The 24,887-nt window shown below is 55.2% G+C and carries 27 protein-coding genes; 11 read left to right on the top strand and 16 right to left on the bottom strand.

The genetic code is table 11. The features are described from left to right. Positions 1–44 precede the first annotated feature (44 nt). The 6 genes from QMX97_RS14325 to QMX97_RS14300 all read left to right on the top strand — a co-directional run bounded on the left by QMX97_RS14325 (position 45) and on the right by QMX97_RS14300 (position 4,717). Positions 45–605, top strand: coding sequence for a rhomboid family intramembrane serine protease (locus tag QMX97_RS14325; RefSeq protein WP_065910007.1), 561 nt, complete (start codon positions 45–47; stop codon positions 603–605). Positions 606–678: 73 nt separating this feature from the next. Beyond that, positions 679–1,713 (top strand): ion channel, encoded by a 1,035-nt coding sequence (locus QMX97_RS14320; RefSeq protein ID WP_106802522.1) that lies wholly within the window; start codon positions 679–681, stop codon positions 1,711–1,713. Continuing rightward, on the top strand, positions 1,700–2,374 hold the full coding sequence (locus QMX97_RS14315) for a DUF2491 family protein (protein WP_282397117.1): 675 nt from the start codon (positions 1,700–1,702) through the stop codon (positions 2,372–2,374). Before QMX97_RS14320 ends, QMX97_RS14315 begins: the two co-directional genes overlap by 14 nt. Before the next feature lie 15 nt (positions 2,375–2,389). Then, positions 2,390–2,818 (top strand): DUF350 domain-containing protein, encoded by a 429-nt coding sequence (locus QMX97_RS14310; protein ID WP_065910015.1) that lies wholly within the window; start codon positions 2,390–2,392, stop codon positions 2,816–2,818. Between the two features lie 18 nt (positions 2,819–2,836). After that, the gene (locus QMX97_RS14305; protein ID WP_065910018.1) at positions 2,837–3,547 is read left to right on the top strand and encodes a DUF1190 domain-containing protein; all 711 of its coding nucleotides are present in this window, start codon (positions 2,837–2,839) and stop codon (positions 3,545–3,547) included. A 12-nt stretch (positions 3,548–3,559) separates the two neighbouring features. Beyond that, positions 3,560–4,717, top strand: coding sequence for a glutathionylspermidine synthase family protein (locus QMX97_RS14300; protein WP_201145967.1), 1,158 nt, complete (start codon positions 3,560–3,562; stop codon positions 4,715–4,717). A gap of 410 nt (positions 4,718–5,127) precedes the next feature. Here the strand turns inward: QMX97_RS14300 and QMX97_RS14295 are convergent, their stop codons facing one another. Both QMX97_RS14295 and QMX97_RS14290 read right to left on the bottom strand, forming a co-directional pair. Then, complete coding sequence (locus QMX97_RS14295) at positions 5,128–6,228, bottom strand: XRE family transcriptional regulator (RefSeq protein WP_282397116.1); 1,101 nt, start codon at positions 6,226–6,228, stop codon at positions 5,128–5,130. Beyond that, positions 6,221–6,841 carry a hypothetical protein gene (locus tag QMX97_RS14290; protein WP_282397115.1) on the bottom strand — a complete coding sequence of 207 codons (621 nt, stop codon included), beginning with the start codon at positions 6,839–6,841 and terminating at the stop codon, positions 6,221–6,223. The genes QMX97_RS14295 and QMX97_RS14290 overlap by 8 nt, the downstream gene beginning before the upstream one ends. A gap of 240 nt (positions 6,842–7,081) precedes the next feature. Between QMX97_RS14290 and QMX97_RS14285 the strand changes: the two genes are divergently transcribed. Next, positions 7,082–7,537, top strand: coding sequence for a very short patch repair endonuclease (locus QMX97_RS14285; RefSeq protein ID WP_348775368.1), 456 nt, complete (start codon positions 7,082–7,084; stop codon positions 7,535–7,537). Positions 7,538–7,589: 52 nt separating this feature from the next. After that, the gene (locus QMX97_RS14280) at positions 7,590–8,891 is read left to right on the top strand and encodes a DNA cytosine methyltransferase (RefSeq protein WP_282397113.1); all 1,302 of its coding nucleotides are present in this window, start codon (positions 7,590–7,592) and stop codon (positions 8,889–8,891) included. Here QMX97_RS14280 and QMX97_RS14275 read toward each other — a convergent pair whose 3' ends face one another. Together QMX97_RS14275 and QMX97_RS14270 are read right to left on the bottom strand one after the other, a co-directional pair. Further along, a complete protein-coding gene (locus QMX97_RS14275; RefSeq protein ID WP_282397112.1) occupies positions 8,892–9,746 on the bottom strand; it encodes a hypothetical protein in 855 nt (284 codons plus the stop codon). A 204-nt stretch (positions 9,747–9,950) separates the two neighbouring features. Next, positions 9,951–10,616 (bottom strand): hypothetical protein, encoded by a 666-nt coding sequence (locus tag QMX97_RS14270; RefSeq protein WP_282397111.1) that lies wholly within the window; start codon positions 10,614–10,616, stop codon positions 9,951–9,953. 312 nt (positions 10,617–10,928) lie between these two features. On the opposite strand from QMX97_RS14270, the gene QMX97_RS14265 reads away from it, so the two are divergent. Continuing rightward, the gene (locus QMX97_RS14265; protein WP_282397110.1) at positions 10,929–11,174 is read left to right on the top strand and encodes a helix-turn-helix transcriptional regulator; all 246 of its coding nucleotides are present in this window, start codon (positions 10,929–10,931) and stop codon (positions 11,172–11,174) included. 67 nt (positions 11,175–11,241) lie between these two features. Here the strand turns inward: QMX97_RS14265 and QMX97_RS14260 are convergent, their stop codons facing one another. Both QMX97_RS14260 and QMX97_RS14255 read right to left on the bottom strand, forming a co-directional pair. Further along, a complete protein-coding gene (locus QMX97_RS14260; RefSeq protein WP_282397109.1) occupies positions 11,242–12,210 on the bottom strand; it encodes a DUF932 domain-containing protein in 969 nt (322 codons plus the stop codon). Between the two features lie 71 nt (positions 12,211–12,281). Then, a complete protein-coding gene (locus QMX97_RS14255) occupies positions 12,282–12,611 on the bottom strand; it encodes a hypothetical protein (protein WP_282397128.1) in 330 nt (109 codons plus the stop codon). Positions 12,612–13,002: 391 nt separating this feature from the next. On the opposite strand from QMX97_RS14255, the gene QMX97_RS14250 reads away from it, so the two are divergent. Together QMX97_RS14250 and QMX97_RS14245 are read left to right on the top strand one after the other, a co-directional pair. Next, entirely contained in the window at positions 13,003–13,239 is a 237-nt protein-coding gene (locus tag QMX97_RS14250) for an AlpA family phage regulatory protein (RefSeq protein ID WP_348775367.1), read from the top strand. Positions 13,240–13,668: 429 nt separating this feature from the next. Further along, positions 13,669–14,772, top strand: coding sequence for an inovirus-type Gp2 protein (locus QMX97_RS14245; RefSeq protein ID WP_282397108.1), 1,104 nt, complete (start codon positions 13,669–13,671; stop codon positions 14,770–14,772). Here the strand turns inward: QMX97_RS14245 and QMX97_RS14240 are convergent. The 10 genes from QMX97_RS14240 to eat all read right to left on the bottom strand — a co-directional run bounded on the left by QMX97_RS14240 (position 14,762) and on the right by eat (position 24,737). Beyond that, entirely contained in the window at positions 14,762–15,427 is a 666-nt protein-coding gene (locus QMX97_RS14240) for a hypothetical protein (protein ID WP_282397107.1), read from the bottom strand. The genes QMX97_RS14245 and QMX97_RS14240 overlap by 11 nt on opposite strands. 17 nt (positions 15,428–15,444) lie before the next feature. Further along, the gene (locus tag QMX97_RS14235; protein ID WP_282397106.1) at positions 15,445–16,653 is read right to left on the bottom strand and encodes an integrase arm-type DNA-binding domain-containing protein; all 1,209 of its coding nucleotides are present in this window, start codon (positions 16,651–16,653) and stop codon (positions 15,445–15,447) included. A gap of 370 nt (positions 16,654–17,023) precedes the next feature. Next, entirely contained in the window at positions 17,024–17,794 is a 771-nt protein-coding gene (locus QMX97_RS14230) for a S24 family peptidase (protein ID WP_213554262.1), read from the bottom strand. A gap of 213 nt (positions 17,795–18,007) precedes the next feature. Beyond that, positions 18,008–18,535, bottom strand: coding sequence for an inorganic diphosphatase (gene ppa, locus QMX97_RS14225; RefSeq protein WP_003219382.1), 528 nt, complete (start codon positions 18,533–18,535; stop codon positions 18,008–18,010). A 109-nt stretch (positions 18,536–18,644) separates the two neighbouring features. Beyond that, positions 18,645–19,460: a M90 family metallopeptidase gene (locus QMX97_RS14220; protein WP_065910024.1), complete on the bottom strand. Its 816-nt coding sequence runs from the start codon at positions 19,458–19,460 to the stop codon at positions 18,645–18,647. 6 nt (positions 19,461–19,466) lie between these two features. Continuing rightward, positions 19,467–20,123: a DedA family protein gene (locus QMX97_RS14215; RefSeq protein ID WP_065910026.1), complete on the bottom strand. Its 657-nt coding sequence runs from the start codon at positions 20,121–20,123 to the stop codon at positions 19,467–19,469. Positions 20,124–20,448: 325 nt separating this feature from the next. Then, the gene (locus QMX97_RS14210; protein ID WP_065910028.1) at positions 20,449–20,907 is read right to left on the bottom strand and encodes a GNAT family N-acetyltransferase; all 459 of its coding nucleotides are present in this window, start codon (positions 20,905–20,907) and stop codon (positions 20,449–20,451) included. A gap of 92 nt (positions 20,908–20,999) precedes the next feature. After that, positions 21,000–21,833: an ethanolamine ammonia-lyase subunit EutC gene (gene eutC, locus QMX97_RS14205; protein WP_106802526.1), complete on the bottom strand. Its 834-nt coding sequence runs from the start codon at positions 21,831–21,833 to the stop codon at positions 21,000–21,002. Continuing rightward, positions 21,830–23,224 carry an ethanolamine ammonia-lyase subunit EutB gene (locus QMX97_RS14200; RefSeq protein ID WP_282397105.1) on the bottom strand — a complete coding sequence of 465 codons (1,395 nt, stop codon included), beginning with the start codon at positions 23,222–23,224 and terminating at the stop codon, positions 21,830–21,832. Before QMX97_RS14200 ends, eutC begins: the two co-directional genes overlap by 4 nt. Positions 23,225–23,288: 64 nt before the next feature. Beyond that, entirely contained in the window at positions 23,289–24,737 is a 1,449-nt protein-coding gene (gene eat, locus QMX97_RS14195) for an ethanolamine permease (RefSeq protein ID WP_065910034.1), read from the bottom strand. Between the last annotated feature and the right edge of the window lie 150 nt (positions 24,738–24,887).

Genomic DNA, 24,887 nt, shown 5'->3' with positions numbered 1-24,887 from the left:
GGACTGGCTTTTTAGGCTCTGCCCTTTTTTACGTTGAGGTCTGGATGGACGCCCTGAAGGGTTTCAAGACAATCGCCGGGCTGGCGCTGTTCATGGTCGCGCTGCAACTGCTCAATGTGGCGACCGGTTACAGCCTCATGGCGTTCGGGCTGGTCCCGAGAACACTGCAGGGGTTGTTCGGCATCCTCGCCTCACCGTTTTTGCACGGGTCTTTCGCCCACCTCAGCGCGAACGTGATTGCCTTTTTGATCCTGGGTACGTTGGTGATTATCGAAGGGCTCCATCGGTTCGTCAGCGTCAGCGCGATCATCATCCTGCTGGGCGGCTCGCTGGTCTGGCTGTTCGGTTTTGCGGGTGTGCATGTGGGGGCCAGCGGTTGGGTATTCGGGTTGTGGGCCTACCTGTTGTCTCGCGCCTGGTTTCACCGAAGCTGGAGCAACCTGTTAACGGCTGGTGTCGTGGCGGTGCTGTATGGCGGGCTGGTCCTGGGTTTCCTGCCTCGACAGGGCATCTCCTTCGAAGGGCATCTGTTTGGTGCATTCGCCGGATTTATTGCAGCCAAGGTACTTCTCTCCAAACCACGCAGCAGGTTTAATGCCGGCTGAGCGCACTTGAGCATCCAGATGTCGAGGCGATGACGTCATCAGGAATCAAGTACCCAGGGAGTCAGGGACTGAAATGTCGATTTTTCTTCTGTTGCGCCTGTACGCCTCGTCCCTCTTTCACCGCTTCGGTTGGGCAGGCCTGGTCATTGCCCTGGGCGTCCACCTGAGCACGGCTTACCTGGGCCTGGTGTATCTGGGCGAACAACACCTCACCGCTCCCGCCACATTTGTTTACTTCTATCTCACCACCACGCTGACCGTCGGCTATGGCGATCTTGCGCCGCAGACTTCGGCGGGGCGCGTGTTCGTGGCGACCTGGGTCATGCTCGGCGGTATTGCGCTGCTGACAGCAGCCATCGGCAAAACCACCAGCAGTGTCATCGATGCATGGAGAAAAGGCATGAAGGGCAAAGGCGATTTCACCGGCAAGGTCGGCCATACCGTGCTTATTGGCTGGGAAGGCGCGTCCAGTGAACGGGTCATTGAGTTGTTGCTGCAAGACGAAACCTCGAACGACAACCTGATCGTCATCTGCGACTGCACCCTCGACGAAAACCCGATGCCGGGCAAAGCAGCGTTCATCCGCGGTGACAGCCTGTCCTCCACCGCGCTGTTGCAGCGTGCCGGTGTGCCCGGTGCCGAGCGTGTGCTGGTGCGAACCCCGTCCGACGACCTGACGCTGGCCACCGTGCTGGCGGTGAATCAATTGAACCCTGTCGGGCATGTGGTCGCGCACTTCAATGAAAGTGAGATTGCCGCACTGGCCAGCTCCTACGCACCCAGCCTGGAGTGCACGTCGAGCATGGCCATCGAGATGCTGGTGCGCGCTTCTCAGGATCCGGGCTCGTCGGTGGTCATTAACGAGCTGCTGTGCGTGGGGCAGGGCGCCACCCAATACCTGATGAAATTGCCTTCGACCTTCGAAGCCACCTTCGGCGACCTGTACACGCGGATGAAAGAACACCACAACGCCACCCTCATCGGCTATCGCGCCAAAGGCGCCCAGCAACCGTCGATCAACCCGCCGAGCGCCACGCGCGTTGAAGGCGGCGAACTCTTCTACATTGCCTCCACCCGCCTCAAGGAAATCTCCAATGGGATGGTTTAAACAGTTGATGGGGCTTGAGGCCCCGAACGCGAGCTCACAGTCGAACCGGCCCGCCGCCGAAGCCCTGCCGACTACCGGCCCGCTGGGCCTGGCTCCAGGCAAAGGGGTGATGTTCGACACCACCCTGAAGTTGTTGCTCGACGGGCATACCTCGGTGGTGATCCCCGGCACCCAGGAAATCTGGAGTAACGGCACCGTCGACCTCGGGCAGTCGACCTGGCTGTCGCGCTATTATATGAACGACGAAGATTACTGGCTGCAGGTGCACACCACAGGCGACATCGCGGGGCAGGTCGAGTCCGTCATCCTGTTCAACTACCTCAGTTACGTCACCATCAGCAGCGAAGCCGAACTGCGCCGGCTGGCGGGGCCCCAGAGCCTGATCGGGTTGCCGACCTACACCCACAACGGCGTCGAATACACGCGCGTATGGGGCAGCGAGGAGGGCCAGACCGAGCTGGTGGCAATGAGCGAGCAGGTGATAAACCCCGAGAATTCCTACAGCGTCGAACACCGCTCGATGCTATACGCCCGTGACACAGGCCTCACCGATCGACGCGAGTTCCTGCTGTTTTCCGTCGAAGAAGACGCGGAAGGCACCGTCAGCCTGAGCACCTCGCTGGGCATTTCGCTGTACACAACCGACTTGAATGCGCTCTAAAAAAGGAAGCAGTCCATGCTAGAAGCTCTCTCCATTTCCCTGAACAAAGCCGCCGTGCTCGGATTTGTCACCTACATCCTCGGTGCGGCCGTCCTGTTCATGCTGTTCCAGTTCATCTACACCCGTGTGACCCCGCACAAGGAGTTCGAGCTGATCCGTGCGGGTAACGTGTCCGCGGCGGTCGCCCTGGGCGGCGCCATCGTCGGTTTCGCCATTCCGGCCAGCAACGTGATTGCCTACTCGATCAGCATCCTCGACTTCGTCGTCTGGGCGGTGATCGCCGCCGTTGTCCAGCTGTTGGCGTTCCTGCTGACCAGCCTGGTGCTCAAAGGCACGTCCGAGCGCATCAAGAACGGCGAACTCGCGGCCGGCATCTATGTGGCCGCCGTGGCCATCAGCGTCGGCATGTTGAATGCCGCGTGCATGACGCCTACCCAGAACTGATCGCGCACGGAGCTCCCGATGAAACGAAGCAAGTACGTCCAGCTGTCGCTGGCAGCGTCGGTCGCCATGGCGATATCCGGCTGCGGCCCGACGGAAAAAACCTACGATTTGCAGAAGAAGTACAACTTCCAGTCTGTCCAGCAGTGCGCTGATGAAAAACTTCCGGTGGACGTCTGCTCCGACGCCTACATGACGGCCATGGCCGAGCATCGCCGCATTGCGCCGGTGTACGACAACCAGGCCGATTGCGATGCCGATTTTGTCGCCGACTGGTGCCAGCAGGACTCCACCGGCAAATTCATCCCCAGGCTCGGCGGTTTCGAGCTGACCGCCGAAGGGCAGGTGACGCAATCCCAGGTCGACGCAGCCAATGCCCAAGTGGCCGGTTCCCAGGCGAACAGTGGCGGCTCGGGCTTCTCCACCAGCAGCCTGCTGACCGGGCTGTTGATCGGCAACATGCTGAGCAACAATCGCAACAGCTACCGCTCCGAGCCGGTGTACCGCTATCGCGATGATCGCGGCGACTACGCCTCCTCGACGCTCAATCAGCGCGTCTCGAAGGGCGCCACGTTTGGCCGCTCGAACCAGGCCCGCTACGGCAGCAGTAATTACACCAACACGCTGCGCTCCTCCAGCAAGTCGAGCTCCGTGGCCTCGGCCACCTCCCGTGGCGGCTTCGGCAGCAAGGCCAGCGCGCGCAGCGGCTGGGGCGGCGGGTCGAGCAGTTAAGGAAGACGGGCCATGAAGAAGATCCCTTGCGCAGAGCGCCATGACTGGAAACAGACCGCCGACAGCCTCGGCTTTCTGTTTCATACCATCGACGACGAACCCTACTGGGACGAGAGCGCGTACTACCAGTTCACGCTCCAGCAAATCGAGCGCGACCTCGAAGACCCGACCACCGAGATCCATGACATGTGCATGGACCTCGTCGCCCGCGTGGTCCACAGCGAAGAACTGCTCGAACGCCTGAGCATTCCCGCGCCCTTCTACGACATGATCCGCACCTCATGGCTGGAAGGCCACCCGCACCTGTACGGGCGCATGGACTTCTCCTACAACGGCACCGGCCCCGCCAAGTTGCTCGAGCTCAACTACGACACCCCGACCAGCCTCTACGAAGCCGCGGCGTTCCAATGGGGCTGGCTGGAACAATGCATTGAGCGTGGCCTGCTGCCCAAACACGCCGATCAGTTCAACAGCATCGACACCAAACTGCACCAGGCCTTCGCCCAGCTGCAGGTCAACCAGCCGTTCTACTTCGCCTCGATGAAAGACTCGGTCGAAGACAAAGGCACCACCGACTACCTGCGCCTGGTCGCGGAAAAGGTCGGCATCGAATCACGCCACATCGACATCGAAGACATCGGCCTGACCAGCGATGGCCGCTTCGTCGACCTCGAAGATCGCTGGATTCCCCACCTGTTCAAACTGCACGCCTGGGAGTTCATCTTCCACGAACCCTTTGGTTCGGCGATTGCCCAGAGTGATACGCAGTTTTTCGAGCCAGCCTGGAAATCGATTATTTCCAACAAAGGCATCCTGCCGCTGTTGTGGGAATTCAACCAAGGCCACCCGAATTTGCTCGCGGCCCATCTGGATACAGAGCCAGGTAAAGCTGTGCCGAAGGGCTGGGTGCGCAAGCCGTTCTTCTCGCGGGAAGGGGCGAACATCGAGTTGCAGACGGCTGATGGCCTGATTGTGAAAGAGGACGGCCCCTACACGGATGCGCCGTTTATCCTCCAGGAGTTCGCACCGCTGCCACGGTTTGGGGACAGCTATACACTGATTGGGTCTTGGGTGATTGGGGATCAAGCCGCCGGCATCGGCGTGCGGGAAGACAACAGTTTGATCACCAAGGATTCAAGTCGGTTCTTGCCGCATTTGATATTGGATTGAGGCTGGAGCTTGAAGAGCCAGCAGGGCTGATCGCTTTCATTTGCAGGACGTTTCCGAGAATCCCAACCGCATTGCGCCAGCGGGAATGCAGGCATTAAAAAGCCGGCTTGTGGCCAGCATCTTTTGATTTTATGTTTTTGATTTGTAAGGTTTTTTATTTTTGTGTGCGATTTGTCCACCCATTTATACCCCCATATTACTGGGGCGTTGCCCTTAATTAAGGAACACGCCTCAGTTCTCTAAAGGTGCCCGCCTCGAGCGTAATCTCACCAACAAGTCTGGTGTTCAATAAGCGGATCACCAATAAGGTCGGGGTACAGCTCCGTACAACCCTCTGATTTTGACAGGCTGGCGATGCCACCCTCATCCTGGCCTTCGTCCCATTCAGCCTGCGCGGCGGTTGGGTACACTCACTGGACGAGCCTTAGCGGAGAAACAGGTACCTCAAGCATATACTGCTTGTTCACTGTATCCGAGGTTAAACCTGAAGACGCCAGAACTCGCTTCCATGAGCTGTAATCCAGCAAGTTGATCGCTTTCTGGACGAGCATGGGCGACTCCATTGGAATCAGCTCATCAAACTCCTCGTGCTTCGTGAAGCCTTTACGGTTGAGGTACGTAAAACCAGACTTGGCCTGCTCTGCCGTGAGCAGATCAAGGCAGTGAGCCCTATATATGAGCGCCTTGAAGCTCACCTTCCAACGAAGCTTCAGCTCTTTGAGCGCCGACCAATTGAGGTATTTGCCCCGCATTGGAGGAAACTCTGCCGCAAAGCTTGCACGGGGCATCAGCAAAGCACTAGCAAACTGGTTGGCCTGATCCTCGGTGTGACGGCATCCTGTCTCTATGCCCTGATGCATAATTAAATGGCCCAGCTCGTGGGCAAGGTCAAAACGTTGCCGGCATGGATTGACCTTCGTGGTGTTCCTGACAATCAATGGTCGCTTGTTGAACAACGAGAACGCATCAACCTTGTCATCGGCCTCAGCTAGATTCACCACCAGTACACCAACCTTTTCTGCCAGCTTGGTCACACTGGAAAGCGGGCCGATCCCCAGACCCTGCTCGCGTCTGAACTTTTCAGCAACCTGTTCGATTTTGCCTATGCCAGATACTGGCTCATCAAGCATGCTGAAGCTCACTGCGGGAAAGGCCACCTCCTTATCCAACTCATCTATCAGCAGCTCGAACATTTCGACTTGTGCAGCAATGGTCTTCTTCAGCGTCTGTGAGGAAGCTCTTACGCTTCGGAAATGACACTGCTCTAACTCTACCGAGCCGCGCCTAGGGGTGAAGAAGAAGCTCTCGTGGACCCCCAGGATTTCACACAACTGGGCAAGCTGCGCCCTGGAAGGAATCGCATTTACTTCAAGCTTGTGAGCGTATTGACGTGTTACGCCTAACAGCTCACCGATTTCGGCAAGCGAGCGCCCTGCCGCACATCTGGCAAGGCGGAGCTTGTCGGGCGAAAATTCATCGCCTAGAGGCAAAAGGCCTGTTCTGTCATTCATCTACTAAGTCAGCGTCTCGTGGTGCATTCTGGTCCGCATCTTTGTCTCGGCGAGTCGGAAATGGTTCCTCGATTTCAACCTCGGGCGGTAGCTCTGTTGTACGAGGGGCGATCAGAGGCACGTAATCATGAACCCACTGACAGACCACGTTCCGATTGGTGTCAAAACCCAGAATCGACGCGGTCAAGGTCGGCCCGTCAAAGTTACCGTCGTTATCGACATAGAGACGCCAGGTGATGTTCTTGTCGATGGATGGCCCTAGGAGGCTCGCCTGGTAAACCTCGACTCGATTAGACAGCAGGCGATGACCCTTTTTGCGGACGTTAGGGTCGTCCATAACTACCTGCATAAGTACTCCGTTCACACTCACCGTGAAATCCATGGTGCTGTTTGTGAGTTTCAGCCAAGGCAGAGTGGGATCTTTATGCAGACGCTTGAACCGGCCATGAACACGACCATATGGCAGCGTCCCCATTGTCCAATTGGTGTCATCATCTGTAGAGGTAACCTCCAGCGCACGGTAAGCCGCCTCCAGCACGTTATTGCAGACCAGTTCAAGGTACTCTTGCTTCAGCTTCGGTTCCAGCTCACTCGGGTGTTGGATTTGGGGCATGCAATCTCTCCATAAAAGCGTGCAAAATATAGATACTGTCAACCGGCATTTTTGTGCAGATCTCCTACTTTGTCAACCGGTTGGCTGCATGTCTCATCCCACTGATGGCTGTTCGTAAACAGTACCCTGCGTGGATTCGACCTTGGAGCATTGCCTGGGGGGCCCCAGTCTTGTGATTATCGATGGCTGTCGTAAGCTTCTTTTGGGTTCTCGCTGCGCGGCAACATTCCTTGCTGGGATATGGAAGGACCAATGGTTGATCTCCGTTCTGTAGAGCAGCGTCGCAAAATCATGCAATCCGTTGGAACGGCTCATACCGGGCCGGAAATGGTCGTACGAAGAGTCCTCTACGCTTTGGGCTATCGGTACAGGTTGCACCGAAAAGACTTGCCTGGAAAACCAGATATCGTTTTTGCAAAAAAAAGTAAGGTCATCTTTGTACACGGCTGTTTTTGGCATGGACACGGCTGCCCCAAGGGGCGTCTGCCTAAGAGCAGGTTGGATTACTGGGGGCCTAAAATTGATCGTAATCGCCAGCGAGATCGTGATACTGAGAGCGCCCTTCGTTTCCAGGGATGGGACGTTCTGACCGTGTGGCAATGTGAGCTTAAAGACCTTCACCTCTTGCGGTGTCGTCTGTCGGCGTTTCTAGGCCCCAGCAAAAAACCGATCGACATCTGCCCCGTAATCGCGTAAATTCCACGCCTCGTATGAAGGCGATGATTTTCTCGCCGTGGGAGGAATACAGATGACACGACCAATTGGTATAGATCTCTTTGCAGGGGCAGGTGGAATGTCCTTGGGCTTCGAGCAGGCTGGCTTTGACGTAGTAGCTGCCGTTGAGATCGACCCTATCCATGCTGCCGTGCACTCTTATAACTTTCCCACCTGTACGGTGATTCCTCAGTCTGTATCCTCGTTAACTGCTGGGGATATTCGTGACGCAGCCAATATTGGTCGGCGAAATGTAGATATCGTCTTTGGTGGCGCTCCATGCCAAGGCTTTAGCTTAATGGGCCAGCGTGCCCTTGATGATCCGCGTAACTCGTTGGTCAAAGACTTTGTTCGTATTGTTGTAGGCCTGGACGCCTCATACTTTGTTTTTGAGAACGTTAAAGGCATCACAGTCGGTCGACATAAACAGTTTCTTGCAGAGCTCATCGAAGAGTTTCAGAGTAATGGCTATGACGTTCTGCCTTGGCGAGTACTCAATGCATCGAACTATGGCGTGCCGCAGGAACGAGAGCGATTGATTTTGATTGGGGCGAAGCGTGGACTAAAGCTTCCTGAGTACCCAGAGCCGACAACTAGATCGCCTCGATCATCGTTGCTGTTAGATGCTGCGTTGCCAGAAGGGCCGTCTTGCCAAGATGCTCTGGGTGACATTCCTAATGCTGAAGACTATGACGATTTAATTGAAAACGATTCAGCAGCAGTCAAGTGGGGGCATCCTAGTGCTTATGCTAAAATTCTTCGCGACATGGTTGCGGGGTCGGCCTACTATGGCTACAAAAGACGATGGAACAAAGAAGTTCTAACAAGTAGCCTGCGCACCAATCACTCTGAAATATCTCGCGCTCGATTTGCATCTACTGCGATGGGCCAGGTAGAACCTACCTCTCGATTCTTTAAGCTCCACGCCAATGGGGTATCTAATACGCTTCGTGCGGGCACCGACTCTGCGCGTGGTGCATTCACCAGTCCCAGACCCATCCATTACAAGTATCCGCGTTGCATAACTGTGCGTGAAATGCTTCGGTTACACGGATTTCCTGACTGGTTTCGCACGCATGTAACGAAATGGCACGGTGCAAGACAAGTCGGGAACGCTGTTCCCCCTCCACTGGCTCGGGCAGTAGCAGCAAGCATCATTGAAGCAATTGGCTGGGAACCCTCCAGCCCTGCCGATGCTATTTTGATGGGGGATGAAAGATTACTTTCGATGGACATGGGGCAAGCCTCTCGCCACTTCGAGATCAATGTTCCGATCAAGCAGCGAGACCGTAAAGGGACACCCAAGCCCAGGCAGTCAGCTATTCAGCCTGCTTAATTAAATGCCTTTTACCTTCGGCTGAAGCAAGAACATAGCGTCTCGATGGAATGTCGGGACGCTAAACTGATCTAACGTTTTCCTATGTACTGCTGAAAATTCGACAACATAAATTCCTTTGTTTCTGATCGCTGCAATAGCGACGGGGATGACGAGTTCAGTCTGAGTCGATTCAAAAGCTGCTATCACTTGGCGGCCAATTTGTTCCGTCAAAATGCGCTGATTACCTTGTTTCGCCTCTACGGTAATGAGGACATCAGACTGGCTTCCATCAGGTGCCGCGTGGAGCGCTCGAAACAAAGCATCTATCTGAACTTTTCTCAGTTTGATGTCCATTTGAAGGTGGGTCAGTTCCAGCGCGTCGATCTGGCTGTTCGTAGCATTAGCGAAGTGACTTTCGATAATTCTCAAGTTTACCGCTACTTGCAGTAACCATGATTCGTCTGTGCGTCCTAGCGCCTTCGAGGCTAGGGGGAGGCTGAGGCTTTGTACAGGGAACTCAGGTGTTGAATCTGAGGGAAGAAAATCTTCATCGAGACCGTCCAGAGCTCCGGCCATCCCGTGAACAAATTCAAAAATCGCGCCATCACCTGTCCTTTGGACCCCTCCGATCTGTAGATCCTTAAGGCGCGTTGGCCATATTTTCGAGGCACTTTTACCTCTAACAATGTCCTTCATGAAATTAAACGGGTTGCCGTCTAGCTTCATTTTGATGCCATGGTGCTCTGCGCAGTAGCGTTTCGCCTCTTGGACGTCCGCAGCGCTCACCAGTGTGCGTGAAAACGTCTTGGTTTTCTCGTCGTAGAGCGTATCGAATATCCGTTCGATGATTATCGTTTTCTCGCTAACGGCCATCCACCAGTCTCCATCTGAAATTTACGATGCGAGATGGTAGCAAGAAAGATCTAGAGCGAGGTGGATGGTAGCGAAGGTCCATAGCCGATTGCGGGAGAGCTTGGCCGGCAGGGCGATATGCTTAGGTTGCTGCCGAGCTTGGGGGAGGTTGCTATTGCTAGCTCACCACGCCCCTGCTATGAGCATTAGAGGTAACTCAGGAGCCTATTTTTTCCAGAGATGGTAGTCGGGGTTGAGACCAACTACGTCCTGATTGGAGTTGTAACAGAACTCCATTGAGCAGTTGCCAGTATCTGAAGCTATTGGCACATAGACCGGCAGTCGATCACGACTAACCATGTCACTACCACCGTCTATGGTGAGATCGCAGCTATCGCCTTGTGGATCGCACCAAATGTCATAGGTGCCTGACGCTGTAGGGGTGGCTTTTACAGATGTGATTGCTGGGGCTATCACTGGTGCAGATGAAACGGCTCCACCGAAAAGAGGTCCCGTGCCGTTCTTGTAGGCCCAATCAGTGCCGTCGCCGCCGGGATAAACGTAAAAGTCCTTGAAGACTACATACTTAATATCGCGACCTGTCGCTGATTTGCCTCGATAGTTACGATCATTGTCGATACATTTGTCGGAAATACCGATACAGGTGATGATCTCGAATGAGGACTCTTGTTGCATAGTGACTTTGCCGTAGGCGTCCTTGTATTGGACTATGATGTCATCAGGGCGGCTAGTGTCGGTGCATACGTTGTTATGGGGGCCAGTACACTTTATAGCGTTGGGCGTAGAGTACTGGCTATATAAGTCTGCTGCTTGAGATGTGGAGGCCAGTAAAGCAGATGTAAGTGCAAGCATTTTGTATATTGGTTTCATTGACTGTCCTTATCTGATTTTAGATGTTTCTATAATTTAATTGCAGGTGTTCTGCACTCGCCTGGGATTTATAAGCTAGCGACATTTCCAAGTGTGCATTTGAACTATGCCGCGCTGTCCTAGGTGTCGAATATTTATCTGTACAGTCTAACAGGCTAAAACCTGACGCATCTAACGTCTTAGACTCAAAAAAATCCTACACTACCTTCAGTATCAGAGTCTCTGACACGAAGCTACTAATTCGTTAGAGCTTGTCAAAATGGGTCGTAAATACCGTGGTCGTTTAAGCATCATAGCGTAACGATTCGCTGCATGGGAAGAGTCTCCGCAAGCCTTGATAAAGATCGTGACCTCATACGTTTGGGCGCTGCTGTGCGCGCACGGCGTTTGGCTTTAGGCTTGTCCCAAGAGGCATTGGCTGATTACGCGCAGATAGATCGATCCCATATGGGAAAAATCGAACGTGGGGAAAGGAACGTCACGTTCTTGAACATTTTACGGATTGCTAAAGCCATCCAGTGCAAGCCATCCGAGCTGCTCGTCGACGCGGGTCTATGAAGCCACGAACTCCCCTCAACGAAGATGCCTAGCCAGCGTGAACCTGGCTAGGTGGTCGTCGCTTTTGTCAAGCTGCAAGCTTTAATGCTGCCGTTAGTGCTCGTTGCTTAAGAAGTGCCCCCTGACCGAACCAGGCAGAGTCCATGCGGTACTCGTTACTACGCGCCCTGCGTTCGTGATCGACGTACTCCGTCACGGCGTTAAGCAAGCCCCACGCAGTACTTTGGGCTGACTCTAGGGTTGATCCGCGCCCCTGACCTTCATAGAGACTCTGGACCTTGCGCAGCGCTCGCTCGTTGGGAAGTACTGCCGGCAGCGGACTATTAGGACTGGTATCACACAACACGCTCATGAAAAAGCTCATGGCCTCATGCCACTGAACCTTGCGTTCAGACAGGATTCGCATTTGAAGCATGAAGTCGTCCCACTGGGAGACGGCGATACCTAACTGCTTCTTCACCACTTGTGGATCAAAGCGGGTGTTGTGCGGCACTTTGATTGCCCGGTTTGTGCCATCAAGAGCGATGGTCAACGTGTTGTTGCAAACCACCCGCACGGTAGTCGGTGTGGCGGTGGTGGCCAGGGTGCCATCACAGGAAGTCGCAAGCAGCAGATAGCCATTGACCTGATCGTTGCCTTTCAAAGCAGTGGATTGGCCAGTACGGGCCAATGCCCAGAACTTACGACCACCTTTCAATACCCCAGCTGTTTCCAACTCGTAGCCGGAAACTTCGGTCAGGTCGCGATAGAACTCTAGGACTTCATGCGGTTGTACGATTTGGTATCGGTTGGAGACCACCGACAACGGAGCCTTGGTGTCGGAGCGGTACAGCACCTTCTGTTCTGGAAAGGTATGAATGCTTCCCAAGTGCCCGATGGCATCCGCCTTGAAGTGGACCGGGCTGTTCTGGATCTGCCAGTCCATTCCGGCTTCCCGCTGCCAGACTTCGAGCGGTTGTTGCGGCGTCAGGCGACTGCCCAAGCCATGCCAGGGCGTAGCGCCAACGTAAGCCATTTGTTCAACGAGGTGAGCCATGGGAATGATTCCTTGCGAATGAATGGAAAAGAGCGTCGTTTCATCAACAAGCGACGCCTGTTCACAACGGCTTAACGGTGGACGCTGAAGGTGTGACCGCAGTGCAGGCATTGGTAGTTGTTCAGAACGTTGTCATCGATTTGTTCCCCAATTGAAGCGCCAGCTAAACCCCCGGCTGCACCACCAAACAGCCCTCCTAAAATCGCCCCAGCGATACTGCCAATCGCGATGCCCACAGGGCCGCCGACGACGCCGAGAACAGCACCTACTTCAGCGCCAGATAACGCTCCGGCTGCACCACTCGCGGCACCACCTACAGAACCGATAAATCCACCTGCTTGTCTTCCTGTGTTTTTTGTAATTACCCGTCCAGAGTTGCAGTTAGCGCAAAGTATATACATGGCGTGTTCCATTAGTAGTTGATTGGCTTTGAACATTAGTTAGGTGCTGGAGTTGCTTTGTGGAAAGAAACCTGATGGTTCAAGTTGGTAATATATATTTGAGAAATATTTAGATAAGTACACTGAAGAGTTGCAGATTCCGAAAATTTGTCTTATGCGATATGGTTATTAAAAACACATTATTAATTCATTATTGATGTAGGGAAAGCTGTCGACTTGGTTCTCCAACGCTGGTGTCAGTTAGTTCTTTTTGTTTGGTTGAGTTGGTTCTTACAACCGGAAATAGGGGTGCATTTGCTTTGCATATTATTTTACGTAAAGCACCTTCCCTGGCTGTCCGGGCTAGACCCTATATAGTCGGCTCGGTAGCCAATTTGACTGAAGGGGTTTGATGATGGACGCAAAAGGTCACACGGAATTTCGAGTCATTCGCATGAAGCTGATGCAGATACGTATTGGCGTATCGCGTTCTACTATTTATGACTGGATGAACCCTAACTCTCCACGGTACGACAGCACTTTCCCCAAGCCTTTTAAAATTGGAAGCTCCGCTGTGGGCTGGCTTGAGGAGAACGTCAATGAATGGATCATGTCTAAGGTCGCTGGCGCGTGTACCGTAAGCCATTAATTGATTGACCAATCTTTCGCACTAACTCGATAGTGAAAGTGAACTGCGAAGAGACGTTTATTGCGGGGGAATGCTTGATGGGGGTTTTTCTATTGCCTGACTCTCTCGTGGTGAGCTAACGAGAAGATTCTGGAGTCTTTGTTATTAGCATGCTTAGCATTGTAGTTGACTAGTTTCATTGGCGTTGTAGTTGACTGTCTAACTAACATTCTAATCAGTCAGCATCGTTGGGTGTTATTGCTTTTGGTAGCATTGGTGCTGTAGCCAATTGGTGTCACTGATACGGTCAGCAATATGAGTACTGGCAGAATGTAATGAATTCTATCTGTCCGAGTCATGGTCATTCAAGAACCATGGTTCAAGAACTGTCACGGCATAAGACTGTGCTAACAAGCACAGGCGTCGTAGCGTATTGAATTGAGAATTTAAATGAAAGCTAAAGAACTTAAACATATCGAGGCGGCAATGCTTGAAAGCACTGCGTCATATTTCGACAGTAATGACACTGGCGTTATGTCTGTTGGTGGCGAACGGAGTGCGGTACTGAAGATCAGAGACATCGAATCGTTAGCTCGAGAAATATCAACAAGCGATGAAGTCTGTTTTTATCAAAAGGATATGCGAGGACGGGCAAGGTTCGCTGCAACGAAAATGGGAGAGAGGTTGTTGACGAACATCTGGGCGAAAGAGGTAATAGATAAATATTATCCTATCCACGACTTTAACCCTTTTGTGAAAGCTTTTTTTGAGTCTGTGGAGGAGCACGCCCAAGCATTTCACAGCTTAAGAAAGGCGCAATCATTCGATGGTGATTTATTGGTTCTAATAGACTCGTTGAATCGGGTTGTCGAAAGATTAAGGAGGGCAGTTAAAAGCAAAGATTTCAAAAATGAAATAAGCAGTCATCGACGACTGTCCAATAAAAACCATAAGAGCCTGATTAGCTATATAGATGCCGTTTTCGAAGAGCGGTCCCGGCTTTTGGTTTTGAGAGTTGATTTGGGGTATTCAAAATCTGTAGTCCAACGCCATTTTCGAGAAGGGTTACAGTTTGAAGATGTTAAGAAACATAGAGAGAGGTTTTTGCGATTATTAAGGGCGCGGGTGCCTCCTACAACGTTTTTAGGACATGCTTGGAAGCTGGAGTTCGGCTTGTCTAAATCATTTCATTATCACTGCATGTTTTTCTTGGATGGTTCTAAGCTGCGTGAGGATATTGTTTGGGGTAAGATCATCGGTGAGCTTTGGGTTGAGAATGCGACAAAAGGGCAAGGTGTCTACTATAATTGTAATCGCAGAAAGAACGTTTATCGTGCTTGTGGTATTGGGATGGTTGAGCACTCTGATAAAGGCATGCGGGAAAACTTGAAGAAAGCAGCTATTTATCTAACCAAAATTGAATATTACATGCGCATTGCGACTGAGGGTCGAGCTAGAACCTTTGGTCGTGGTGAGATGCCTAAAAAGCCACTGAAGAAGAGAGGTCGCCCCAGAGGAGCGCCCGCAAGTGAAGGTGGTGAGGCTATTGCTTAGTCGTTGTATTTATAATTGCATCGACGGCCTTTCGGAAGTCCTCATCATCTTTAAGCCACCTTTTGAGTGTATTGACGATAAGGTCTTTTGATAGGCTTATTCTTTGATCTTCGATAAAATCAGTCAGCTCCTTTTTAATCGAGTTGGCGGCGTCAGTGAAATCACCCCAGCCGTTTTTTGGCCGTTTTTCTTTCAGAAGCTTTATTGCGTAATCTTTCGCAGGCTGGAATTTTGCCTTTCTTGCCTCTGCGCCAGCATACGCCCTGCGCTGATTAAGCTCGGAAGGGGAGTCTATATGCGACTTATAAAAAGCATGCAGTGCAGCGGCCTCAGAGCTCGCGCTAGCCTGTACGATTAAAGGCCAGGCACGGTGCGAGTCTTCATTATCAATGGCTTGTTCTGCGAGTATGCATAAAACACAAGAATAAAGAAATGGGAACTCCGGACTCGCTTGATCAGAGGCTATATGCAGTAGCCTCTGGTCATTAAGTACCTCCTCAGTGATGTCTCCCTTGTTCATTCCGTCCTTAATGGCGCTAATGAATTCATCGAAGTGGGTGTTGCCAAAGATACTTTCGTAGGTCAGATGAAGAGACTGCCATGTATCGAAAATCAAATCTGTTTGTGATTTATTTGAAAGCTTTTCAAATAGCATATTTTCATCTCGTTGGCTTATTGCCCAATTGGATTAGAGAGCAAGAGTTTGGCCCAGTCCATCATCAGTGCGCGACGCTTATCAAGGAAGTTTGAACGCGAGTACGCCCCTTCAGTTTGATCTCGCTCATCATGCGCCAGCGCCATCTCGCAAATCTCCCGTGGGTAGTGAGTGCATTCACCGGCCCAGTCTCGAAATGAGGATCGAAAGCCATGTCGGGTGACGTGCCTGTACTCCATGCCGTGTAGGAGCGTGCGTATGGCGTTTGCGTGCATGACCCCTGACTTGCCCTGGCCTGGGAATAGAAAGGGGCTTCCTTCAACTCGTGGAATGCTCTTCACCAGTGTCACGACTTCTTCCGCGAGCGGTACGATAAATGCGACGCGCATCTTCATTCGCTCAGCAGGCAGTGACCAAATTCCTGCGTCCAAATCAAACTCATCCCACCGAGCGAACCTCACCATATGGGCGCGTGCGCTGGTCATTATTAGCAACTGAGCCGCCAACGACGCCGGCTCGTTGTTTGCGCGGAGTTTGGTCATCAACGCTGGTACGTCCTGCCAGCGCAAGGCTTCAAAGTGATTTCGTTTTCGAGCCGTCTTCTTTTCAACACGACTCAGCAGATTGTCTAGGTGACCACGCCAGCGAGCAGGGTTCTCACCTTCGCGTAGGCCGCGTGCCTTGGCCGCGTCCAGTACTTGTTCAATCTGCCCGCGTACCTCGTCAGCGGTTCTGGTCTTGGTGATCCAGATGGGTTGCAGCACTTTGAGCACCTGAGGGGTACTAATCTCCTCAGCTGAAAGTTTGCCGATGTGGTCAAACGCATACAGCTCCAGCTTCCGCAGCCAACCTTTGCGCCATTTATCTGACCAAGTGCCTCCGTGTGCCTCGCAGTACTCCTTCGCGAGTGTCTCGAATTTTAACTGTTTCCCCTCACTGGTTCGTTGTGCTTCGCGCTGAGCAGCGCGTTCGATGTCGCGAGCGGCTAGAGGGTCGACACCATCGCTCAACTGGGTTCGTTTGTTGCTGGCGTCTTGCCTGGCTTTCTTGAGGCTAACGTCTGGATATGAGCCCAAGCCCATTTCCCTGCGACGGCCTGCCAATTGGAAGCGAAGTATCCAGGATTTACGTCCGGTAGGTTTGACGACCAACCGCAGCCCATCACCATCTTCATAGGTGCCGGGTTTGGTCAGGTTTTCGATTTGTTTCGGATTTAACTTACCCATTGGATTTCCCCTCTCGTCCCTTTTGTCCCCACATTTGTACCCCCACTTCATCGTCGGATGAGGTCGAATGGAATTGAATGCCATCGAACAGGGAGACGCCAGGAAGCCCCGTAATAGCTAAGCTATCAGGTAGGTTCTCGGATGAGATAGGATTATTTCGAACAATTAAAAAGCCGGCTTGTGGCCGGCTTCTCGGGGACTGCCTCAGCTTGTTTTTGACAAACCTCACCAGCCTTCAAATCGCTCAGCCAACATCGCGTCTGGCTGAATAGTAGGGGCATCCGCGGGAACTCCTCCGCTTCGCCAGGCAAGGTGGATAGCGCAAAGCCACCCCCTGCCAAATGTGCGGCGCATGATACCCACATTCACTTCAAATGCCCACCTCCGGATCCGATTTAGAGCCTTCCCAGCCCAGCAGGTGTTCGTCCAGCGGCACCGGTCGGCGGTTGTTCAGGGTGGACCACCAGAACACCCAGCCCACGATGGTGAAGTTCTGCTCGAACCGCTGTTCGTGTGTGAGGTATTCGTCCGGGTGTTCGCTGGCGTTGTGGCTGCGCATGCGCAAGCCACCCCCGGGTCGGTTGTAGAGGTATTTGATGCGCAGCATGCCGTCGTGTTCGACCGCGTAGATTTCGCCATCGATGATTTGGGTGCGGCCTTTGTCGATGGCGAGGGTGGCGCCTTGCTGGATGATGTCGATCATGCTGTTGTCGACCATGTAGGCGCCCAGCGCGCGGTCGGCGTTGACGTTGAGGGCTTGCAGGGTCTGCAGTGAGATACGGATGCATTCGGTGGAGGTGAATGAAGCGTGGAGGGCGATCTCCACGTCGATTTTTTCCGGGCGGCAGGCGGGGCCTGTGAGGTATTTTCCGGTTTCTTCGCGGGCAGGGAGTCCTTTCCTGGCGTCCGGGCCTTCCAGCAGGAAGTTGGCCGGTGGGTGTTTGGGGCCTTCGCCGGTGCGTAGCCAACGGCTGGAGATGCACAGCAGTTCTGCGATCTCGTTGAGTCGGCCCATGGGTACACCGCGTTTGAACCAGTTGTTCACGTGTTGAGGCGTGACACCACGGTTCTTGGCGAAGTCGGAGGCGGAAAGATGAACTTCCCGCAGTAGCGCTTTTAAGCGGTCACCTGATGTATTCATAAACGCAAGTTTACTGGTCGGAAAAACAGATCAAATAAACTATGCGTTGACTGGCGGACGTAGGTTTTTACTTAGTTGTAGTCTGATACTTCCGATGGTTAATTAACTTAAACAGCGTTTATAAAGTGTTCAACTTTGAGTTTAATTTTCCCCACAAAAAAAGCCCCGAATAATCGGGGCTTTTTCAATTGCTGAGGCAATGAGGAGTCGGTATCAGCCTTTGTAGGCAGCGACCGACTTCAGGATCTCGGCGCGGGCGGCGTCTGCGTTGCCCCAACCGTCGATCTTCACCCATTTGCCTTTTTCGAGGTCTTTGTAGTTCTCGAAGAAGTGTTTGATCTGCTCCAGCAACAGCGGCGGCAGGTCGGTGTATTCCTTCACGTCCACATACAACTGGGACAGCTTGTCGTGGGGTACTGCGATAACTTTGGCATCGCCGCCGCCATCGTCGGTCATGTTCAGGATACCGACTGGACGGGCGCGGATAACCGAGCCTGGGGTCACTGGGTAAGGGGTGACCACCAGCACGTCGAGGGGGTCACCGTCGTCGGCCAGGGTGTTAGGGATAAAACCGTAGTTGGCCGGGTAGAACATCGGGGTGGCCATGAAACGGTCAACGAACAGGCAGTCGCTGTCTTTGTCGATTTCGTATTTGATCGGCGCGTGGTTGGCCGGAATCTCGATGGCGACGTAGATGTCGTTCGGCAGGTCTTTGCCAGCCGGAATCTTGCTGTAGCTCATTGGGCGTTGCCCCCGTTAATTGGCCAAGAAACTTGGCCGGATTGGCCTAAAAGTGGCGGCGATTATAGGCATATTCCGCCGCCGATGCCATGCGCCAGACGTCGTACGGTTATTCGTCCTGCGGCTGATAGCGTGGGTCGCTGGCTTGCAGTTGGACGAGGCGGGCCAGCGGATCCTGGCGGTAAAAGCGGCTGAGTTGGGCGTACACCTGTGGATAACTGTTGACCAGCAAATCCGGGGCGCTGAAGAAATATTCGCTGGTGACCGCGAAGAATTCCGCCGGGTTCTCGGCGGCATAGGGGTCGATCTCGGTCTCGACGTCCGGGTTGGCGTCCAGTTGACGGTTGAGGTCATCAAAGGCGCTCTGCATCACGCTGGCCCATTCCTGCACGCGCATGTCGTGATGCAGCGGCGGCAGGCCGTTGGCATCGCCGTTGAGCATGTCGAGCTTGTGCGCCAGCTCGTGGATCACCAGGTTGTAGCCTTCCCACTGACCGCTGGCCAGCACGCCGGGCCAGGCGAGGATGACCGGGCCTTGCTGCCAGGCTTCGCCGCTGTGTTCGCCGTCCCACTCGTGTTCGATGCCACTGCTGTCGCGATGGCGCTGGGGGCTGACGAAGTCGTCGGGATACAGCACGATCTCATGGAAGCCCTGATACCAGTCGAGATCGCCCAGGTTCATCAGCGGCAATTGCGCCTGGGCGGCGAGCAGCAGGCGTTGTTCCTGGTGCAGTTCGACGCCGGGCAGGGCGGTCAGGTGTTTTTCGGCGAGGAACACCACGCAGGCTTCGCGCAGCCATTGGTCCTGCTCGGCGCTGAGGCCGTCGAGGAAGGTCAGGTGGTGGCGCACCCGCTGCCAGGTGTCATCGGCAATCGGGTGCTTGGCCAGCAGGCGCCGGCGGCGCCAGGCGCTGAGGGACCACATTGCCGGTCAGTGCGGCTTGGCTTCGGAGGATGCGCGGCCAAAACGGCTGCGGAATACACCAATGATCATTGGCACCAGCGACAGCAGAATGATGAACACCACCAGCAGCGACAGGTTTTTCTTGATGAACGGCACGTTGCCGAAGAAGTAGCCCAGGGTCACCAGGCCGCCCACCCAGAGGATGGTGCCCAGTACGCTGAAACCGAAGAAACGTGCGTAAGGCATCTTCGCGATGCCGGCGACGAACGGTGCGAAGGTGCGCAGGATCGGCAGGAAGCGCGCCAGCGTCACGGTCTTGCCGCCATGGCGATCATAGAAGTCGTGGGTTTTCTGCAGGTAGTCGCGGCGGAAGATTTTCGAGTTCGGATTGTTGAACAAGCGTTCGCCGACCGTTCGCCCAATCACGTAATTGGTGCTGTCGCCGAGAATCGCTGCGAGCATCAGCAGGCCGCCCAGCAATACCGGGTCCATACCGCCGCCTGCCGCCACGGCACCCGCGATAAACAGCAACGAATCACCCGGCAGGAATGGCATGACCACCAGGCCGGTTTCGCAAAAAATCACCAGAAACAGAATGGCGTAGATCCACGGACCGTAATTGGTTACCAGCAGGTCGAGGTAGACGTCGAGATGCAGGATAAGGTCAAGCGGGTTGAAATCCATGGATGGCACCTGTGTGAATGGCCCGACTCAGCAGGCCTGTGCGGAAGCTCGGGTAAGTAAGGCTACAAGTGTATGCCGCATTTCTTACAACCCTGAAAGGTCCGCATTATACGGATTGAGCTGTGAAAAGCCTGTTGGTTTTGTAGCGGGGGATGTCGCACAAAGGCTGGGTTACGGTCTGAATGTTATCGAATGTCCGATTGTCGCCGCTGGCCTTTGTGGGAGCTGGCTTGCCTGCGATGCAGACACCTCGGTGTTTCAGTGAGACCGAGGTGATGCCATCGCCGGCAAGCCCGCTCCTACAGGGGATTTGTGGGGTTTGGGGTCAATCTTCGCTGATCGGCAATGTGTAGTTCTTGAACTCGGTGTCCTCGCGAAACCCGATCGACTCGTAGGTCTTCTGCGCCACTTCGTTGTCACTGCTGGTCGACACCCGCAACCGCACGGCCTGCGTTTCCTTGGCCATTTTCTTCGCGGTGCGCATCAAGTTGTCCGCCACCAGTTGGCGACGAGCGTCCTCGGCGACGTAGATGTCATTCAGGATCCATACGCGCTTGAGCGACAGTGACGAAAAGCTTGGATACAGCTGGCAAAACCCAAGCAACTTCTTGTCGTCATCGTCGGCGAGGGCCAGGTAAATCACTGACTCTTTGCGGCGCAGGCGTTTTTCGAGGAAGGCGCGCGAGGAATCCGGGAAGGGCAGGGCCCCATAAAACTCGCGGTATTTGACGAACAACGGGGTCAACAGGTCCAGGTGTTCCAGGGTCGCTTGAGTGATCCGCATGCCAGGCCTCAACTTCCAAATGGGGTATGACCACACACGCGGCCGTAACTCGATGCTGCCTAAAGGCGTGAAAAAGCGCAATCGTGCCGGTATCAGTCCGTGGGCGGGCTGAGTAGGAAATTGCCTTTCATCAGGTCAGGGTCGTCGGATTCAATGGTCTGAACCTGCGCCTCATCCTTCAGATTGACCCCCGACAGCTGCCGGCGACACGCTTCTCGCATCAAGTACAGCAGGCGATGGGCCGCCATGCCATAACTCAACCCTTCCAGGCGCACATTGGAGATGCAGTTGCGATAGGCATCGGTGAGACCGACCTTGGGGTTGTAGGTGAAGTACAGGCCCAGGCTGTCCGGCGAACTGAGCCCAGGCCGCTCGCCGATCAGGATCACCACCATCTTCGCACCGAGCAATTGCCCGATCTCATCCGCCACCGCCACGCGGCCCTGTTCCACCAGAATCACCGGTGACAGTGACCACCCTTCGGCGTGGGTCTGTTCCTCCATACGTGTAAGAAACGGCAGGGTATGTTTATGCACCGCCAGTGCCGACAGGCCGTCGGCTACCACGATTGCCAAGTCGACGCCGCCGGGGTTGGCCGATGCATGATCGCGCAGCAATTGGGCCGACTCGTCACTCAAGCGCCGACCCAGGTCCGGGCGTTGCAGGTACGTATGGCGGTCAACGGCGGCGCTGTGCAGCAGCAGGCTGTCACGTCCGCGCTCGGCCAGCTGGCTGCTGAGGCCGCCATGGTCGAAGGGCAGGTGCACCGCGTCCCGCGCCTGGGCGTGGGCAAACTGGAAGTCCAGTTGTGCGCCGGTGGGAATGCTCGTGCCAGTGCGGCCGAGGGCAATGCGCGCCGGCGTCAGGCGGCGCAGTTCGAGCCAGGGGTTGTCAGGCAGGTCGAGTTGCACGGGCGGCTCCTTCATCCCAGTTGCGCCAGGGCGTGGCGAAACGCCGGTGGCAGGCTGTTGCCGAAATGCACCTTGCCGTCGGCTTGCGTGAAGATGCCCATTTTCGCCAGCCACTGTTCAAACTCCGGCGCCGGCTTTAAACCCAATGTTTGCCGGGCATAGAGGGCGTCGTGGAAGGAGGTGGTCTGGTAGTTGAGCATGATGTCGTCGGAACCGGGGATGCCCATGATGAAGTTGATCCCGGCCACGCCCAGCAGGGTCAGCAGGGTGTCCATGTCATCCTGGTCGGCTTCGGCATGGTTGGTGTAGCAGATGTCGCAGCCCATCGGCACGCCGAGCAGCTTGCCGCAGAAATGATCTTCGAGGCCGGCGCGGATGATCTGCTTGCCGTTGTACAGGTACTCCGGGCCGATAAATCCTACGACCGTATTCACCAAAAATGGCTTGAAATGCCGGGCCACGGCGTAGGCACGCGTCTCGCAGGTTTGCTGGTCGACGCCAAAATGCGCGTTGGCCGACAAGGCGCTGCCCTGGCCGGTTTCGAAATACATCAGGTTCTGCCCGAGGGTGCCGCGATTCAGGCTCAAGCCGGCGTCGTAACCTTCCTGCAGCACGCTCAGGCTGATACCGAAACTGGCGTTGGCCGCTTCGGTGCCGGCAATCGATTGGAACACCAGGTCCAGCGGCACGCCCCGGTTGATGGCTTCGATGGAAGTGGTGACGTGGGTCAGCACGCAAGCCTGGGTCGGGATTTCGTAGCGCTGGATGATCGCGTCGAGCATCTCGAGCATGGCGCAGATCGAGGCGATGCTGTCGGTGGCCGGGTTGATGCCGATCATGGCGTCGCCGTTGCCGTAGAGCAGGCCGTCGAGGATGCTCGCGGCAATGCCGGCCGGTTCATCCGTGGGATGGTTGGGCTGCAGCCGCGTCGACAGGCGTCCGCGCAGACCCATTGTGCCGCGAAACTGGGTGACCACGCGGATTTTCTGCGCCACCAGCACCAGGTCCTGCACGCGCATGATTTTGGAGACGGCAGCGGCCATTTCCGGGGTCAGCCCCGGCGCCAGGGCGCGTAGGCTTTGTTCATCGGCGGCGTCGCTGAGCAGCCAGTCGCGCAGGCCGCCGACGGTCAGGTGGCTGACCGCGGCAAACGCCTGTTTATCGTGGGTGTCGATGATCAGCCGGGTGACTTCGTCGCTTTCATAGGGGATCAGCACCTCTTCGAGGAAGTGCTTCAGCGGGATATTCGCCAGCGCCATTTGCGCCGCGACACGTTCGCCGTCGTTCTGCGCGGCGACGCCGGCGAGAAAGTCCCCGGAACGCGCGGGGCTGGCCTTGGCCATCACGTCCTTGAGGCTGTCGAAGCGGTAGGTCTGTGCACCCACCGCGTGGGAAAAGCTTGCCATACAGTGTCTCCTGGATGACGCGGGCCCGATGTGAGAATCGAACCCGCGTCGAGGTTTACGGCTATCAGTGCAAGGCGGCCTCTGCGGCCTGGATCGCCGCGAATTCCTCTTCGGGCGTGCCTGCTACCAAGTGATGCCGGCTGTAGAAAGCAAAGTAAGCAATTAATACTCCATAGATGATCGCCGCGCCAATCACCACCCGTGGATCCACCAGAAAGCCCGCCACTACGGCCACGCAGGCCAGCACCAGGGCAATGCCGGAGGTGAAGATGCCGCCGGGCGTGCGGTACGGACGGTCCATTTTGGGGCGACGGATGCGCAAGGTGATGTGCGCGGCCATCATCAGCACGTAGGAAATGGTCGCGCCGAACACCGCCACCAGGATCAGCAAGTCGCCCTGGCCGGTCAGCGACAGGCCGAAACCGATGATGCCGGGGATCACCAGCGCCAGCACGGGGGCCTTGCTCTTGTTGGTCTGTGACAGCTTGCGCGGCAGGTAGCCGGCGCGAGACAAGGCGAAGATCTGCCGTGAATAGGCGTAGATAATCGAGAAAAAGCTGGCGATCAGCCCAGCCAGGCCGACCAGGTTGACGAAGCTGCCCATCCAGGTCGAACCGCCGTACGACAGCGCCAGCGCCTCGACCAGCGGGTTGCCGGATTTGACCAGCGCATAGGTGCCGGCGCCGCCCGGGGCAATCACCAGGATCAACAAGGCAAAACTGGTCAGCACCACAATGGCGCCGATCAGGCCGCGTGGCAGGTCGCGCTTGGGGTTCTTGGTTTCTTCGGCGGCCAGTGGCACGCCTTCCACCGCGAGGAAAAACCAGATGGCATAGGGGATCGCGGCCCACACGCCGACGTAGCCGAACGGCAGGAAGGTGCTGGCACCCTTGGCCTCGGTGACCGGGATGTCCAGCAGGTTGGCGACATTGAAGTGCGGCACCATCGACACCAGGAACACGCCGAGGGCAATCGCGGCGATGGCGGTAATCACAAACATCAACTTCAAGGCTTCGCCGACACCAAAAATGTGGATGCCGATAAAGATGATGTAGAACGCCAGGTAAATCATCCAGCCGCCGATGCCGAACAGCGACTCGCAATAAGCGCCGATAAACACCGCGATGGCGGCGGGGGCAATCGCGTATTCAATGAGGATGGCGGTGCCCGTGAGGAACCCGCCCCAGGGGCCGAAGGCGCTGCGCGCAAAGCCGTAGCCGCCGCCGGCGGTAGGAATCATGGACGACAATTCGGCCAGGGAAAAACACATGCACAAGTACATGGTGGCCATCAGCAATGTGGCGAGAAACATGCCGCCCCAGCCACCCTGGGCCAGGCCGAAGTTCCAGCCGGCGTAATCGCCGGAGATTACATAGGCAACGCCAAGGCCGACCAGCAGGACCCAGCCGGCAGCGCCTTTTTTAAGTTCGCGTTGTTGGAAGTATTGGGAGTCGACTTTTTCGAAGTCGACGGAAGACCCGGACGCCGGAGCGCTATTCGGTTCGCTAGGCATGATGGAATCCCTTTCTTATTGTTTTTTCCCGGCTTACTTAAGTAAGCCGAATGAGTAGCAAGGTTTTGTGAAGATCAAGTGTGGGAGCGGGCTTGCTCGCGAATGCGGTGTGTCAGTCACTGAGTCTTAGGCTGACCCACCGCATTCGCG

The organism is Pseudomonas sp. PS01298 (assembly GCF_029959745.1).
Taxonomy (GTDB): Bacteria; Pseudomonadota; Gammaproteobacteria; order Pseudomonadales; family Pseudomonadaceae; genus Aquipseudomonas; species Aquipseudomonas aylmerensis.
The sequence above is the reverse complement of the archived record's forward strand: the minus strand, read 5'-3'. Positions and strand labels throughout refer to the sequence as shown.